The organism is Thermogemmatispora sp., assembly GCF_019683755.1.
In the GTDB taxonomy this organism is placed as follows: domain Bacteria; phylum Chloroflexota; class Ktedonobacteria; order Ktedonobacterales; family Ktedonobacteraceae; genus Thermogemmatispora.
The window spans coordinates 1-15263 of the sequence record NZ_JADGHT010000085.1; the positions used below are offsets into that span (position 1 = coordinate 1).

8 protein-coding genes and 1 pseudogene are annotated in these 15263 nt (G+C 57.4%); 5 read left to right on the forward strand and 4 right to left on the reverse strand.

The features are described 5' to 3' along the window. Both IRZ24_RS08020 and IRZ24_RS08025 read left to right on the forward strand, forming a co-directional pair. A partial coding sequence (locus IRZ24_RS08020; protein ID WP_297162239.1) for a zinc-binding dehydrogenase occupies positions 1-786 on the forward strand: 786 nt, incomplete at its 5' end. Positions 787-1299: 513 nt separating this feature from the next. Beyond that, entirely contained in the window at positions 1300-1701 is a 402-nt protein-coding gene (locus IRZ24_RS08025) for a hypothetical protein (protein ID WP_297162242.1), read from the forward strand. 159 nt (positions 1702-1860) lie between these two features. Here the strand turns inward: IRZ24_RS08025 and IRZ24_RS08030 are convergent, their stop codons facing one another. Then, complete coding sequence (locus IRZ24_RS08030) at positions 1861-3963, reverse strand: S9 family peptidase (protein ID WP_297162245.1); 2103 nt, start codon at positions 3961-3963, stop codon at positions 1861-1863. Positions 3964-4607: 644 nt separating this feature from the next. Continuing rightward, on the reverse strand, positions 4608-4820 hold the full coding sequence (locus IRZ24_RS08035) for a DUF3311 domain-containing protein (protein WP_297162247.1): 213 nt from the start codon (positions 4818-4820) through the stop codon (positions 4608-4610). Between the two features lie 414 nt (positions 4821-5234). Between IRZ24_RS08035 and IRZ24_RS08040 the strand changes: the two genes are divergently transcribed. From IRZ24_RS08040 to IRZ24_RS08050, 3 genes are all read left to right on the forward strand, one after another. Beyond that, positions 5235-6830, forward strand: coding sequence for a sodium:solute symporter (locus IRZ24_RS08040; protein WP_297162250.1), 1596 nt, complete (start codon positions 5235-5237; stop codon positions 6828-6830). A 244-nt stretch (positions 6831-7074) separates the two neighbouring features. Next, positions 7075-7707, forward strand: coding sequence for a DUF4388 domain-containing protein (locus IRZ24_RS08045; RefSeq protein WP_297162252.1), 633 nt, complete (start codon positions 7075-7077; stop codon positions 7705-7707). Between the two features lie 5 nt (positions 7708-7712). Continuing rightward, complete coding sequence (locus IRZ24_RS08050; RefSeq protein WP_297162254.1) at positions 7713-8852, forward strand: pentapeptide repeat-containing protein; 1140 nt, start codon at positions 7713-7715, stop codon at positions 8850-8852. Between the two features lie 162 nt (positions 8853-9014). On the opposite strand, the gene IRZ24_RS08055 is transcribed toward IRZ24_RS08050, so the two are convergent. Both IRZ24_RS08055 and IRZ24_RS08060 read right to left on the reverse strand, forming a co-directional pair. Then, on the reverse strand, positions 9015-14183 hold the full coding sequence (locus IRZ24_RS08055) for a DUF87 domain-containing protein (RefSeq protein WP_297162257.1): 5169 nt from the start codon (positions 14181-14183) through the stop codon (positions 9015-9017). A gap of 32 nt (positions 14184-14215) precedes the next feature. Continuing rightward, a pseudogene (locus IRZ24_RS08060) lies at positions 14216-15263 on the reverse strand (hypothetical protein); the annotation flags it as partial.

A 15263-nucleotide genomic window follows, 5' to 3' on the forward strand; every position in this document is an offset into this window, starting at 1 on the left:
GACACGGTCATTGTGCATCCGCTCATCACCTGTGGTTTCTGCCGAGCATGTCGAGCTGGGAACGATATGCACTGTGCTAACTCAGCCTTCCCGGGAATTTCGACTGATGGGGGGATGGCGGCTTTTCTCAAAACAACGGCGCGCGCCGTGGTCAAACTTGATCCCTCGTTGGCTCCCAAGGACATCGCAGCTTTGGCCGATGCCGGCCTGACGGCCTACCATGCTGTCAAGAAGGCTGTGCCTGTGCTCTATCCTGGCACCAAAGCGGTGGTCATCGGGGCCGGTGGACTGGGCCATATCGGCGTCCAGTGCCTGAAAGCTCTGACCCCTGCTGAAGTAATTGTTGTCGATAAGTCGGCGGAGGCGCTGGAGCTGGCACGCGGCTGGGGTGCCGATCATACGGTGCTGGCCGATGGCAGTGAGGTGAGCAAGGTGCGAGAGATAACCGAGGGCCAGGGCGCCGAGGTGATTCTAGATTTCGTGGGTGAGGGCGGCGCTTTGGAAAGCGGGATTGCTATGCTGCGCCGCGCCGGCTACTACTATGTCATCGGCTACGGTGGCCGCCTGGTCGTGCCGACCATCGACATTATCTCGACCGAGATCAACTTTATCGGCAACCTGGTCGGAACCTATAATGACCTGGTTGAGCTGATGGCCCTGACTGCACAGGGAAAGGTCCGACTACATACGGCAGTTTATCCCTTAGAAGCGGCCCTGGACGCCATTCACGACCTGGAGAGCGGGCGCCTGCACGGGCGCGGCATTCTGGTGCCAGCGGGTGCCTGAGAGAAGATCAGACCCTGACAAGGCGCCTACGCCTAGTAGGGAGAAGGAACCGGTCAGCCCTGGCGATCTGCTGCCTTGCTGGTAGTGAGCGGCTGACCGGTTCCCCTTGCTTTTTTTTGGCTGGTGCCTAGAAAGGACGCTCTGATTACGCTGGGCTTTCGCAAGCGCTGGTGGCCTCCTCGTCCGTCGCCAGTGCCCTCTATGTCACTGCCAGTACTTAAGGCGCTGCTACGCTTCTCAAAGTCTTCTCCCAGAGAGAAGAGTTACTACTGAGGCCTCGCGATCGCTAAAAGCTCAGGCAATCCGCAGGTCTGGCAGCTCATGCCAGAGTCATATAGTGGGATCACGCCGACTGGAGCCAGCAAGCAACTGAGGAAAAGAGGGCTAACAGAAACCCTGGCCGTTGCTCGCGCGTCTACTCTAGTGATTGAGGTTTAGCCTCCATACGAACAGAACATGCTTGTGGCGAAGGATATCTCAGAGGAAAAATCTCTTTGTGATTTAGTGTGAGATATGTCTATTTTCCTGTTTATTCTACTTGGCCTGCTTGTCTACATCGGCGCCTTAGTGACCCTTGTCAGAGCTACCAGGCGGCTGCGCTACTATCGCGTTGACGAAGCCGGCTTTCTAGGTATGGCGGCCCTCGATATTGTCGCAGGTATCCTACTCTTCTCAGCGGTAACGACCCCGCTGGTCCTCTTGACTGGTAACACAGTCGAAACCATCGAGGGGCGCGCTCTAGCCTTCCTGCTCCTGGTGGGCATTGTCCTTGTGGCTGGAGGAACAGCCTGGCGTAGTGTGAGCTGGAGTCCCAGTGCACAAACTCTCTCGCGCCTTCTGGCGGGTCTCTACTGCCTGCTCCTGGTAATTGCCGCCCTGATCTGTATGGTACTCATCTTTTTACCAGGCCGCTAAGCCACCGACCTGGTAGCGGCTACCGCCTGGCAGAGCTGAGCTACGCGCCCCCGTGGGCAACACTCTATAAGGCACCGAGAGGGGAAGACTTATCCCCTCTCGCCGCTGGCCTTGCCTTAAAAAGTTTTACCCTTCCCGCTGACTCATGGAGGAATCTCTCTACTCCTCTTGTAGCAGGAAACGTTGAAACCATTCCACTGTACGGCGGAGTCGATCGCAGCGTTGGGCTGGTGTACCAACTGTGGGCCAATCCATGGTATGGCTCGTAGCAGGGTAGCGTACTAGCTCAACGATCTGGCGGCGTTTGCGCAAAGCGGTGAACAGTTGCAGTGATTCGCTAAAAGGGCAGCGCAAATCATCACCGGCATGCAGAAGCAGGAGGGGGGTCGTAATGCGGTCTGCAAAGGTCAGAGGTGAGCGCTCATATAAGCGCTCCTCGCCGGCGCCGCTCATCGCCAGATCAAACCAGAGGGCCTGGTCTGAAAGCAGGCGACAGACTGGGAGGTACGTCACCGGATTGCGGCTAACCGCAGCCTTAAAGCGTGTCGTCTGCGTAATCGCCCAGGTAGTCATATAGCCTCCATAGCTCAGGCCAGTAATCCCCAGGCGCTTCCCATCGATGGGAGCGCTACTGATCACATAATCCAGCCCTGCCAGCAGATCACGCAGGTCCTCGCCGCCCCAATCGTTCAGAATACGGCGGCGAAAGTCCTCACCGTAGCCATCACTGCCGCGAGGATTGGCAGCCAGCACCGCAAAGCCCTGGCCGGCCAGTACCTGAAACTCATGGACGTAGGCATCACCCCAGGCACAGCTTGGTCCTCCATGAACAGCCAGAATCAAAGGAGCCTGTTGGCCAGTAGCCAGTGGCGGTAGATAGAGCCAGCCCTCGATCATCAGTCCGTCAGAGGCCTGCCACGTTAAGCGGCGGGGCCGAATCAGCTGATGGCTGCGCAGAAAACGCTCATTGACACCTGTCAGACGCTGAAGCTGCGAGCCATCACCGCGTAAGGACCAGATATCGCCCGGCGTAAACCAATCGGCGCGCACGACTGCGATGAGCGAGCCATCCCGCGCGAGATGAGGACTCAGATAGCGCCCACTGCTGCCAGTCAAAGGCGTCATCTGCTGGGACTCGCTGTCAATACGGTAGAGGTGAACCTGACCCCGCTCGTGGATTGTCACCAAGAGATGACGGCTGTCAGGGTACCATTGTGGACGAGCGAGCCACTCATTAGTAGGACGCAGCTCATCAATGATCGTCGCCTGACACGTATAGTCTGCCTGGGCAGGAAAGACCGGACGAGGCGCCTCACTCCCATCAGCGGCCACGACCCACGGCGTAATATTACAGGTCTCACTTTGGTCAGGAGCATAGTAGTAGGCCAGATAGCGACCGTCGGGCGACCAGGCAGGCATTTGGGCCAAGCCTTCCTCAGGAGTCAAGCGACGGAGATGGCCTGTAGCTAAGGTGAGCACCCAGAGGGCCATGCTCGTGCTGAGATCAGGCTGCTGACGCCGATTGGCGCAGAAAGCAACCTCACTACCATCGGGCGACCAGCATGACTGCACCAGATGCACCGGCTCAGCGGTCAGGCGCATCGCCTCCCCTTCGAGAGGCACGAACCAGAGCTGTATTCGCCTCCCGTGCCAGTGCCCTACGCCGTCCCAATGCTCGTCAAGACGTGTATAAACAAGTGCTGTCTCCTCATCTGCTGGTTCTCCGGACTGATCATCGCTGGGCTTCCAGGGGCTATGCACAAGCAGCGCCTGACCATCTGGACGCCAACTATACTCACTGACCCCGTTCGGCAAATGAGTCAATTGACGAGCCTCGCCTCCTTGAAGGGGGAGCAAGAAGAGCTGCGGCTGACCACCATTGCGGGTACTCAGGAAGGCTAAAAAATCACCTTGGGGTGACCAGCGAGGAGCGAAATCCTGCTGGTCACCGGCAGTCACTTGGCGCGCTCCACCGGCTGCCTCTTTACGGCTAGGAACCACCCAGATAGCGCTTCTACTGCTCTGGCTGTTGCGATCGTTCCATTGAAGGGTGAAGGCGATGAGAGAGCCATCGGGCGAGAGCTGGGGGTCGGAGACAATTTGTAGATCAAGCAGTTCCTCCACGCTGACGTAAGTAAGCCCCGTCAGGGGCGAAACGGCGGTCGAAGTCGCTCTACCAGCGGCGGAGACCCCAGCCTGACCAGCAGTCTTCTCCTCAAGCTGAGGAAGAGCGCTGCCAGCCGCAGTGTCAGTATCTCTCATCGCTGTCACCTCAGCAGCGCTCTCATCTCGGTCTGACTCTGCCTGACTGGGAATCTCAGAAGACCCAGCCGCTGAAGCTGGCACCGGACGCGGCTGCGTCTTATTCTCATCTTGTTCTTCTATCATCACTTGCTCCATACTTGTTCAAGCTAACTTATGAGAAGACAGCTCAGAACGACGAAGAGGAAAGGCTATCACAGGCTTCGACGCATACTAGTCTCGCATAAAATGCTAGAAGAGATTACACAGTTAAAATTTGAGAAAAGATATTTTCGTGGATAAGGGTTGACAAACCTTGCCCATCCAGGGCAGGCAGCCAAATGAAGCGTGCTGAATTGTCGTCGTCAACAAGGCCTATGGCAGGCATCCTGTGGAGCCGCATCATAGGGAAGTGATACCACATCACTGGCTATCGCGCAAGCGCAGCGGCACCGGCCTGGTGGGAGGTAGAGGCTGCTGGCGGAGAGTCAACAGCCTGGAAGAGGCTCCAGGCGAGCGGTCTGACGAGGAGGCAAAGAACGACCTTCTACAAACGAGAAACCAAGAACCTGCTGGCATTGTGCATCATCGAAACCTATAAAGCCAGCCCAACGCCAGCAGTAAAGGCCGAAAAGAGCTGCCGCCTAAAACAAGCTTTTGCGAGATCACTCGCTTAACAAAGCCACCAGACCCACAATAGTCGCTGTGACGATGATCCAAAGCATCTGAAACCAATAGAAAAAGGGAACCCCGAACAGCGTCGGTTCCACCTGGTTGTAGAAGGCCGGGCAAACAGCAGTGAGAAAAGGAATGAGCAAGAGTGTGAAGGGCCAGAAACGCCCTCGTCTTTCGACTGATTCCTTGGGTTGCATCGCCATGCACGCTCTCAGATGATTGTGGCTTAACAGGCCTTGGCTTAACAGGCCTTGCAAGAGCCAAGACCAAACTGCCGCCAGGACTTAGTATAGCCTCACGGGAGAGGCTCAAGCGGCTTTACTTTGTCTGAATTAGGAAAAAAAGGCTAGACTCCCGCATCGTATTTTGATGTAGTGCTATACTGACACTTATCGAAGAGGATACAAGCGAACAAAAAAGAACCAGGCAGAAGGACAGTGAAACAGATCGAATTACCTGGATACACGGTACACAAGCTACAGTTAATGAAATGAAGCACGGCAGTTGGATAGCTCTTCAGGCAAGAGAGCAGAAGGAGCGGGTCAGCCTCAATTGGCATACACAGCGTTGTGAGAGCGTATTTTCCTAACAGACTTGTGCCATAGGAGAAGAGACATATGATTCAATGGGGAATGCTGGCGGTCTTTGTAGGCGTTTTCATCGTAATGACAATCATGGGTCTATGGGCTTCGCGCTGGCGGCCAGGTGATCTCAACAGGCTCCAGGAGTGGGCGCTGGCGGGAAGGCGCTTTGGACCGGTAGTCTCCTGGTTCCTCATTGGAGGTGATCTTTACACAGCCTACACCTTCATGGCAGTGCCGGCCCTGGTCTATGCGCAGGGGGCACAGGGCTTCTTTGCCTCGCCCTATCTGACGTTAGCCTTCGTTTTTGCCCTGCTCATGATGCCTCGCTTCTGGGTCATTGCGCGCCATCGTGGCTATGTTACGCAAGCTGACTTTGTGCGCGAGCGTTTCGGGAGCAGTGCGCTAGCGCTCGTGGTAGCTATCACCGGCATCATGGCTACCATGCCCTATATTGCCATACAGATCTACGGCATCCAGGTCTGTATTGCCCAGATGGGGATCAATGTCGAGCTGGCCCTCTTCATCGCCTTCCTGATCCTGGCCCTCTACACCTATATCAGCGGTTTGCGTGGTCCGGCTCTCATCGCTATCTTCAAAGATCTCTCTATCTGGCTGGTCGCCATTGTGAGTTTTGTGATCATCTCTCTGCGCCTGGGAGGCCTAGCGCACATCTTCTCTGCCGTTCCGGCCAGCAAGCTGACCCTCTCTCCCAAGCAGTACAGCGCCTTTTCAACCCTGATTCTTGGCTCCGCGATTGCGCTCTTTCTCTATCCGCATGCATTTACCGCAATGTTGAGCGCGAATAGTCGCCGTACCTTGAAGAGAACGCTACCTTTCCTATTGGCTTACACCTTCCTGCAGTCGCTCATTGGCCTCTTTGGTTTTATGGCCATTGCTGCCGGTATCAAACCGTCTCCGCTCTATAAGACAAATAGTGCGTTGCCAGCGCTTTTTGCCGCTATGTTGCCTCCCTGGCTGGCCGGCTTTGCCTTTGCCGCCATCTCAATCGGGGCCTTGGTTCCGGCAGGAGTCATGTCCATTGCCGCGGCGAATCTCTTCACGCGCAACATTTATCGGGAATATTTCCATCCCAACTGCACCGAGCGGGAGGAATCAGCAGTTGCCAAGACGGCCTCCCTAGTCATTAAGTTTGGAGCGCTGCTGTTTATCCTCTTTTTCCCGACTGACTTCGCCATCAATCTGCAGCTCTTCGCTAATGTATGGATCATCCAGATTATGCCTGCGGTACTTCTAGGTCTTTATACGCGCTGGTTCCACCATCTGGCCCTCATCTGCGGCTGGGCAGGAGGCATGATTCTTGGCACCTGGATGGTCCTAACCCAGAATTTTTCTACGGTCTACCCGCTCGAATGGGGAGGTCTCTCTCTTCATGTCTACGCTGCGCTGGCCGGGCTTATACTCAATCTGGTTCTGTGCTGTGCTCTCACGCCCCTGTTTGATCTATTTGGCCTCCCGCGTGGCCAGGACAGCACCAACCCGACTGATTATGCGATCCGTCCAGTGACTGGCTTCTCAGAGGAGCGGCTCCTCCAGCAGGCGCAGCAACTCCGTCAAACTGCTCCTGCCAAAGCGTTCTCTCTAGAGGACGAGCGTGTAGCCAAGCGCTAGGAGCGGACCGAGTCTTCCTTGATCCACGCGTGTCAGCGGAAATGCCGGCGAGTCGGATAGGAGCCGCTTGCTCCGCTTGGGATTGCTTAGCAGACAGATATGGGTATCGCTTCCCCTTTCTTCTCGTCCGGATGGTTTGGGGCCGCTAGAAGGGGCGCTATCCAGGCTCGTACGCTCTTGGACAAGGAGGTCTTCTTGATCTGGGGTGTGACGGTTATGGCTGGTTTCTCTGGGGAGCAGGCTTATGTCAGAGCAGGAAGGCGTGACGGATCACCTGGTGACTATTATTCAGCTGATCCAGCTTGCACGAGGCAGTGGCACACTGACGGTCTGGCGCGGAACGGGCGAACTCTTCGAGGAGGGAGTCATCACCTTTGTAAAGGGTCAAGTGACCCAGGCCAATGCTGGTCGTCGCAAGGATCATGCTGCGCTTAATTGGCTGAGTACCTGGGGGAGGTGTCGCTATAGTTTTTCACCTGCAGTGCTCGACGAGGCTACCAAGCAATTACTGGCCTGGCTGGCGGCGGGGGTTACCCAGCCGCCACGCCCAACGACGCCAGCCTCCTCGCAGGGACCGCCGTCCGCTATTGCTCGCGGCTCTCAGCCGGGGGTAGCTGCTGGTGGACGTCTCCAGGAAGCTCGTACGTCCGATGCTTCCTACTATGCTGTACCTTGTCCATTGCTGCCCTTCCAGCAAGCACTGTCGCTGATTGAACAGCATCGCCTCTCGCGGGCCCATCGCCAGCTCTTTCTGCTGATTGATGGTCGGCGCCGTGTGCTTGATCTGGCTCAGCTGATGGGGAAGGAACCACAGGTGGTGCATCAGCTACTGAGTGATCTGGAGCAGCGTGGCATCATTCAGAGGAAAGGATTGTAGGCAGTATGCTTGAGATTGAGCAGCAGTTAGGGGGACTCGGGCGAGAAGAGGCTTTGGTGGAAATTGTCGAAGCTTATCGGCAAGAGCGTGTCCCTATGCTTGATGGAGCCGATCTAAGCCGGCTCGATTTGCAGAAGGTCGATTTGAGTGGCGGTAATCTCCGCGGAGCGAATCTCTCAGAATCAAATCTGAGCGGGGCCTATCTCTGTGGGGCCTATCTCCGCAAGGCCGATCTCAGCCATGCCAATCTGAGCCGCGCCAATCTGAGCAAGGCTTTCATGATCGGCGTCAACCTGATCGGGGCCAATCTGCTGGGAGCTTCGCTACGTGAGGCTGATCTCCGCTCAACCGAGCTAGGAGGGGTCGATCTCCGTGGAGCTGATCTTCATGGGGCGATGCTGGTAGAGGCCGGTCTTATCGCTGTTGATCTTCGGCGCTGTGATTTAAGCCAGGCTCATCTGAGCATGGCCAATCTGAGCCGCGCCAATCTGGCTGGAGCCGATCTGAGCGGAGCCGATCTGAGCGGAGCAGTCTTGGATGAGGCCGATTTAAGTCGGGCCGATCTGAGTGGGGCCAATCTGGTAGGGGCTCATCTGCGTGAAGCTAACTTGAGCGGAGCCAATCTGAGCGGAGCCCGGCTCAATCTGGCTGTCCTGAGCAAGGCCAACCTCAATGGAGCTTATGCCTGTGGCGCCTCGCTCTACGGTGCCAATCTGGTCGATGCGGCCCTGCACGAGATCAATCTCCGCGGGGCTAGTTTGAACCGCGCTTATCTCTTCCAGGCCGTGCTGAGAAATGCCGATCTCAGCAAGGTCGACTGCTCCCGGGCGAATCTCTCGCGGGCTGATTTAAGTGGCTGTGACCTCAGTCGGGCCTTGCTCGTTGAGGCCTTGCTCAAGGGAGCAGATCTTTCTAACGCCTATCTTTATGCCACCGATTGTCGAGGGGCCAATCTGCAGCAGGCACGTCTGACCGGAGCAATCTTGACCAACAGCCTCTTCGTGCGAGCCGATTTGCAGCAGATCCAGGCGGAGCCTGAGCAGTTTAGTGGGCTTGACCGCAGTGCCCTAGAGGAGATCGTGATTGATGCTTATACAGGCTGGCGCCTGGGAATCGGCTCCACTGTAGTACGCCGACCATTGTGAGTGGACGTGCTCGCCGGTTGGCAGAGAGGGGGCGCTGACTGGTGACGCAAGGCAAAAAGGCTGGGGAGGGATCAAAGAGCAGGCGGAGGCTGTCAGGCGCTGGCAAGGCAGTCGCTCTAGACTGCTGCCAGCGAGCTGGTAGTCTCCGCCTGTCGCTTCTGGCTATCCTCGCTGGCCCTGCGAGGAGGGACTTGCTCCCAAACGGACCTTCAGGGCCTGTAGCATGGCGGGAGTCTGGATGTAGGCCGTGCCGACCGAGAGCTGCTCGACACTCTCAGCGAGGGCCTGGTGGCTCTGGCCGGTCCGAATCAGACCCACGACCTTGCGCGACTCGGGGTAGTTCAGACGAAAGATGATACGCGTTCCAGCATTGTTAAGGACCTCAGCATGGAAGTCGCTGAGACTCTGGCTGGCGACGATAACAGCGATGCCAAACTTGCGCCCCTCCTTCATCAGTCTGGGAAGCGTTTTGTCTTTGGCGAGACGGTGGGCCTCGTCAAGGACAATGGCAAGGCGCAGCCGCTCGGCTGGCCCCCACTGGAACATGTCCTTATAGATTTTGTGCAGAACGAAGGCGCCGGCACTTAATTGGAGCCGCTCAACGTAGAGCGTATGCAGGTCGATAACCAGTCCTTGCCCGATAAGGGTGCGCAGATTGACGGGGGGCTCTACAGGATGGAAGAGGTTCATTTGGAGCAGAGGCTCACACCGTGCAGTAACATTGGAAGCATGGCGCTTTTGCTCCTCCTGTTGGATGCGTCGAAAGATCTCGTCAATTGTTGGATAGGACAGTTCGCTCTGCTCCTCTTCGCTCAGTTCATCTTCAAAGCCGTGGGCCTGGTAGGCTTTGAGGATAGCGGTGAAAACCGCATTGCGCTGCATGTCTCCCAGGCCAGCGACTTGGGCAAAGATTTCTGAAATTGCCAGGGCATTGGTGCGCCAGCCCGTACCGGAAATAGCGCACTCGAAGGGGTTGAATGGTAGACCCCTGGTCGCATCAAGGACAGTGGGATGAATGCTCCGGTAGTATCGCCCCTGGGGATCGGCGAACTGGCCGTGGAAGTCCAGCACCAGAGCCGGTACACCCTGCTGGCCCAAGGCGCACAGAATATGTTCAATCATCCACGACTTCCCCTGGCCAGGCATGCCTAGAATAAAGAGATGAGGGCTACCCGCTATGCCGGGGGTCCAATAGACTGGGCCACTGTCTGCCTGTCCCAGCAGCACCCGAAGAGGCATGGAGCCTGAAGGTCTGGCCTGACCCTCTTTCTGGTCCCCCCGAATCAGCAGCGTGCCCTCTGCCTCTTCTGTTCCAATGCGCTCTAGCTGCTTCTCAAGCTCAGGTCGCAGACCCGCCATCGTAGAGCTAAGCTGAGGCGCTAGCTGGACTGCTGCTATGCTGCCAGAAGGAGCGGCTAGTGTCAGCTCTCTATCTTCTCGAGATTCAGCGACCGTCGGCTCTATTCCTGTCTCCGGAAAAGCTTCCTCTTCCTGATCAGCGGAGGCGGCTGTCTGCAAAAGCTCGGGCAGATGCTGGAAGTCACTGGCGGTCAGCACATGGATGCGTGCGCCTTCGACGATGAAGGGCTTGCGAGGCTCGCTATCGAGGCTGACGATATAGGCTTCGTAGCTGGGGCGAAAGTTCAGCTCTTCTTTTTCGAAGCGGGCCAGGTTTTCCAGGAAGGTGGTCTCTGCTTCCGGATCGAAGAGCTGGTAGCGGCGAGAGCGCTCGAAGGAGAAGCGTAGCACGTTGGCAAGGTAGGCGCGCTGCAGCGCTCCATCGAGCTGCTGGGGATCGAAGAAGCGCTGACGCAGCGTCGCGGCAGTGGCCTGCATCTGCAAGGCCATATCAGCGGCCAGGCGCTCAAGGGGGACGGTACCGCGCCGCCACTTGACCTCAATAAAGGTTGCTTCCACGATGTTGCGCTTCAAGGCTATGAGCGCCAGGTCACAGCGACGCTCGCCCTGAGCCGGCTGCTCGGTGCCGCTCAGAGAGAAGATGCGCGGGTAAAGGTCGACAGGTAGCAAGACTGCCTGCTTGAGGCGATTCTGACGGTGAAGCCAGGCTGCGACCACACCGAGGCCCACAGCAGCAGCGGCGCTGGTTGGTGACTCCAGGGCCTCCAGGGCCAGGCGTCCAGAGATAACCTTCAGGTAGCGGAGCAGGTAGCTGACGCTCTCTTCAACGCGAGAGAGACCCAGCTCTTCCATCGCCTGGGCGAGCATCGAGCTGATTTCCTCATGCCAAGAGGTGGTGACCATCATCCGGTGACCCAATCCCTCAGTGAATTCGGGCAGGTAGTCGAGCACATACTTACGGGCCATCTCTTCCAGGCCGGGCAGGTAAGGCGAGTCATAGTAGTCCAGCGTAAAGAAGCGGTCCAGGGTAATGACCCAATTCGTACGCTGGTGCAGTTTATCTAACAAGGCGCGGCGTTCTGCTGTTAGTGCAACCTGCAAGGCGGGCTGAGTCTCATCTTTACCACTGAGTAAGTAGCCACCAGCTTTTAGCAGCGCCATGTGCAGATTGATCAGCGTCTCGCTGTAGCGTGGCCCCTCTGGATGAGGGAGCGGTCTGCCGCCGAACGTGTTAAGCTGATAGCGCCAGAGCAAGGCATCGTTCTCCGGGCTGAATTGAGGGATAAAGCGCGCAAGCAGTCCATAGAGTGAGAAGCTTCCCATCTCACTGCTCAAAGAGAGCGTACCTTGCATTGGCACGGCGACCACGCGCGGGCGCATCAGATCACTCACGATAGCAAGGTGAGCCTCACCTGGCTCTTGCTCCTCTTCTTGTAAAAGGCGAATGGGACGGACGGTAGTTGCCAGAGCCGGCAGGAAATGGTCTGTCTGCTGATTGAGACTCTGGAAGAAGCGGTTACCATTCTGCTGCAACGCCTGGACGAGCGCCTGTAAGGTGCCGCTCTGCCAGCTTTCGCTGTACGATGTAATCTGGAGTAGCGGCAATGTGCCGGCGGGCAGCTCTGTCTCCTCCTCGTCGGGTTGCGCAGAAGCCAACCCTTTCAGGGCCTCGCCCAGTAGGGCGCCGCGATCCGGGTTCACCAGGGTCAGGACCAGCGGATTAGCGTAAGGATGAAGGGCCTGGAAAAGCTTGAGATGCTCAGCCAGGCGCTCGGGCCGGATATCGCCGGGGTCCGTCTGTGCTGGGCTGGCTTTGAGTACTGTGGCGACATCTCTGTAACGCCGGTGAGGGTCGGCAGCATCCGCTGGGAGCGCCACTCCGTAGAAGAAAAGCAAATTCTGGAAGAAGAGAAAAACAGTCGATGTAGCAGCGTGGTAAGAGAAAGGTGGGACATTGGCCGGAACGAGCTGGTGTAGCGCCTCCACGTCGATCTTGTGCTTGCGCTGCTTCTTCTGCTGCTCTAGCAGTTGCTCCTCCCAGAAGGAGAGCAAGCGTGTATAGCCGGCGAACCAGGCGGCGCGCAAGGGATGAGTAGGGAGAATGACTAGCGCTTCTTCAGCGTGCTGCTGCTGGTTGGACAAGCGGATCAGCAGGCTATCGACAGAAAGCGCCTGCTTGATTTCATAGTAATCTGCACCGCTCTCGCGCAGGTACTGGAGCAACTCATGATAAGCCTGGGCGTAGCGGACGGCGGCGTCGGCCAGCTCGGGGCCGCTGTTCCAGTCGGCTACCTCGATGACATCGCGCGCTTCTGACTGGCGCAGGCGCCGGAAGAACAGTTCGCGTTGGCGCCAGAAATGTTGCCATTTTTCACCTTCCCCAGGAGTGAGTCGGAATGGTTGAATAGCTGTCTCGTCGACAGGGCGTAGCTCATCAAGCTCCAGGATAAAGCAACCTCCCTGAGAAGGCTCCTTCAAGACGCGCCGCTCCAATTGCAGCAGCGTCTGGCTCAAAGCCAGCGTGAGACGCTGCCGACCATTGACCAGGACACTGAAATAGGTGCACTCGCGCTGTTGCCACTGGGGCTGGCTTTCTTCGAGGATCGTTTCACGGATCTCACTGCCGATTTTGAGTCTTCCCAAAGAGAGCGTTAGGACGGTCTGGCGCTTTTCGCGTGTGGTCGACTCCGGCGGCAGGTGAGCCGGGTCAAGGGTCAGGTAGAACGACAGGCTATCTTTACAGTAGATCTGTTCCTTGCCATCGACGATGCGCACCAGCTCATTGTGATCAGGTCCCAGCGGGGCGATACGTACGCAGACCGGGTAATCGGGCGGCTCCTCGCTATCAAGCCCTAGCTTCTCCAGCCTGATGGTGACCTTGCGCCGCCCGGGGGTAAGGTCCTGTTCCCAGAGGCTATCACGAAAGCCCGGCTCGCTTTCCTCGGGCACGATGGCCACGCGCCAGCCGCCGAGGTTACGCGGTTTATCTGGCTTACATTTCCAGCGTACCACCACATCGCCTTTACTGCCATAGTAGGCGTAGAGGGCGCCGCCAGCACCATCGGGCTGAGCCAGGTGACAGAAGCGATCGACTACCCCTTCTGCATTGGCGAAAGGCTCGATCTCGAAATCACGCAGGTCGCTCTCTTCATACTGGATAAATTCCCAGCGGTCGAGCGTCAGCTCTTTCTCGACCAGGGCACGCGACCAGTCATGCACGTCGCTAAGAACTTTGCCTTGTAGGAAGCGCATCAGCTCTCTGGCTGTTTGGTTCTCGACCTTCAGCTCCTCTACTCGTTCGACCAGGGTGGCATCGAACTTCTTGGGCCGCGCCAGCAGAGTTGTCAGGCGCCGATTGCGATCCAAAAAATCGGTGAAATTGGGGCGGGCATCGCTAATAAGGCCGACGCGCCAGAGTTCCAGACCGATCTCGTTTGCTGTGCCGTCTAATACGTGGGTGTAGGCGGCGGCCACGAAATCCAGACGTCGCTCGTAGCTGAGGCCAGGCCAGTTGCGTAGGCGGCTCAAAACTGTCTGGACCTGGGCGGCGGCCTCGGGTGAAATGTCCTGAAGGCGCTGCTTCAGCTCTCGGAGGGCTGCCTCGTAGAGACGACGCCCATCGATAGGGGCGAAGGCATTGGCCAGCGAGCTGGCGGTAGCATCGACGCTGTCAGCAGGAATAAAGAGACAGAAACGCCCAATTTTGCGATTGCGCAGCTCGATAGCGCGGTCAGGCGTGATAAAGAGCGGATCAGCCGGAGGAAGCTCTCGCGCTGTGGTCAGAATGTGGAAAAGCGTCCCCTGCTCGGCTTGCTCACTCGCACGTAGCCGCTGGCAGAGAGGCAAGGCGTCATCCAACTCCAGAAAGTCAATACGGGCACAGTGGCCAGCACTTGTTCCTCTAATCTCTTGTAACAGTGCCTCAGCAAGTAGGCTGATCTTCAGCTCGCTCTGCGGAGAAGCGGTCACCATAGGTCAAACCCTTTCCAGACGCAACGCATTTTCTAGTAGTGGCTGGTCAGCACAGAGGTCGCGGCATAAGGTGGATGGAGACGCTGCACCGTAAAGTCGTCAGAGAGATCGCGGAAGATACCCATCTGGCGCAGGCGGCGCAGCATGGCGCGCAGATTTTCCTGAGCAGCGGCGCTGTACTCGGCGCCCACGAAAGGAGAGGGCGGACGATCAACCAACAGGCCAAAACGCTCATCGAGAAAGCGCAGAAAATCCTGCAGGCGGATAGACATGAGGCCCGCCTGCTCCTCTCCATTGTGACCATGTCTGTTGTTACTCAGACGAGCAGCGGCAAGCTGCACCAGAACCGCCAAAAGATCGTTGGTCGGTGCATATTGCCAGGAAGAGCGATATTTTAGCTGCCCTCGAAGCAGCCCTTCTGCACGTGTCAGCCCTCCACTGCTCCAGTACCAGCGCACAAAATTCTGGGTGGCGTCGCGCTGGCCCTCGGTCAGGAGGCGCACCAGGCCCCCTAAATCGCTTTCGGCACTGGCAAGCAGCTCTTCTAGAGGCCTGGTCGCCAGCGTGCTTGTAGGATCTTCTGGATCGCGGTTCTCCTCAAAGATCCGATCGATATCCTGGCGAGCCTGGGCCTCAAGATCAGCTTGCAGAGCAGGCAAATTCCTGAGCCGTAGGAGGCGTTGCAGATAATGCGGGCCAGAGGTCTCGCCTCCAAGCTCGCTCTCTATGAGAGCCTGGCGGCGAAGATTGCGCTTAAGCTGCCCAACATAGCTATGCAGTTGGCGCAGTAGCAGATTAGCCGGCAGGAAGCTCTGATAGGCTTCAATATCGCGGCGCACGCAGGCATGGGCCATCTCTTGGCTGGGACCGGGTTGGCCGGTGAAGTCCACGTAGATAGCTGGTGGCGAGGGCTGCAGCGGCTCGCGCATGGCCGGCGGCAACATCTCTGGCTGGTCGGTCAGAGCATTGATGGCATAGACGACCTTTAAGGTATAGATAAACAGCTCAAAGTTGATCAGGATCAAGAGGTGGTGAATGAAAGCCGGCGTCGGCATGGCCCTATGGAAGGCTAACATATAC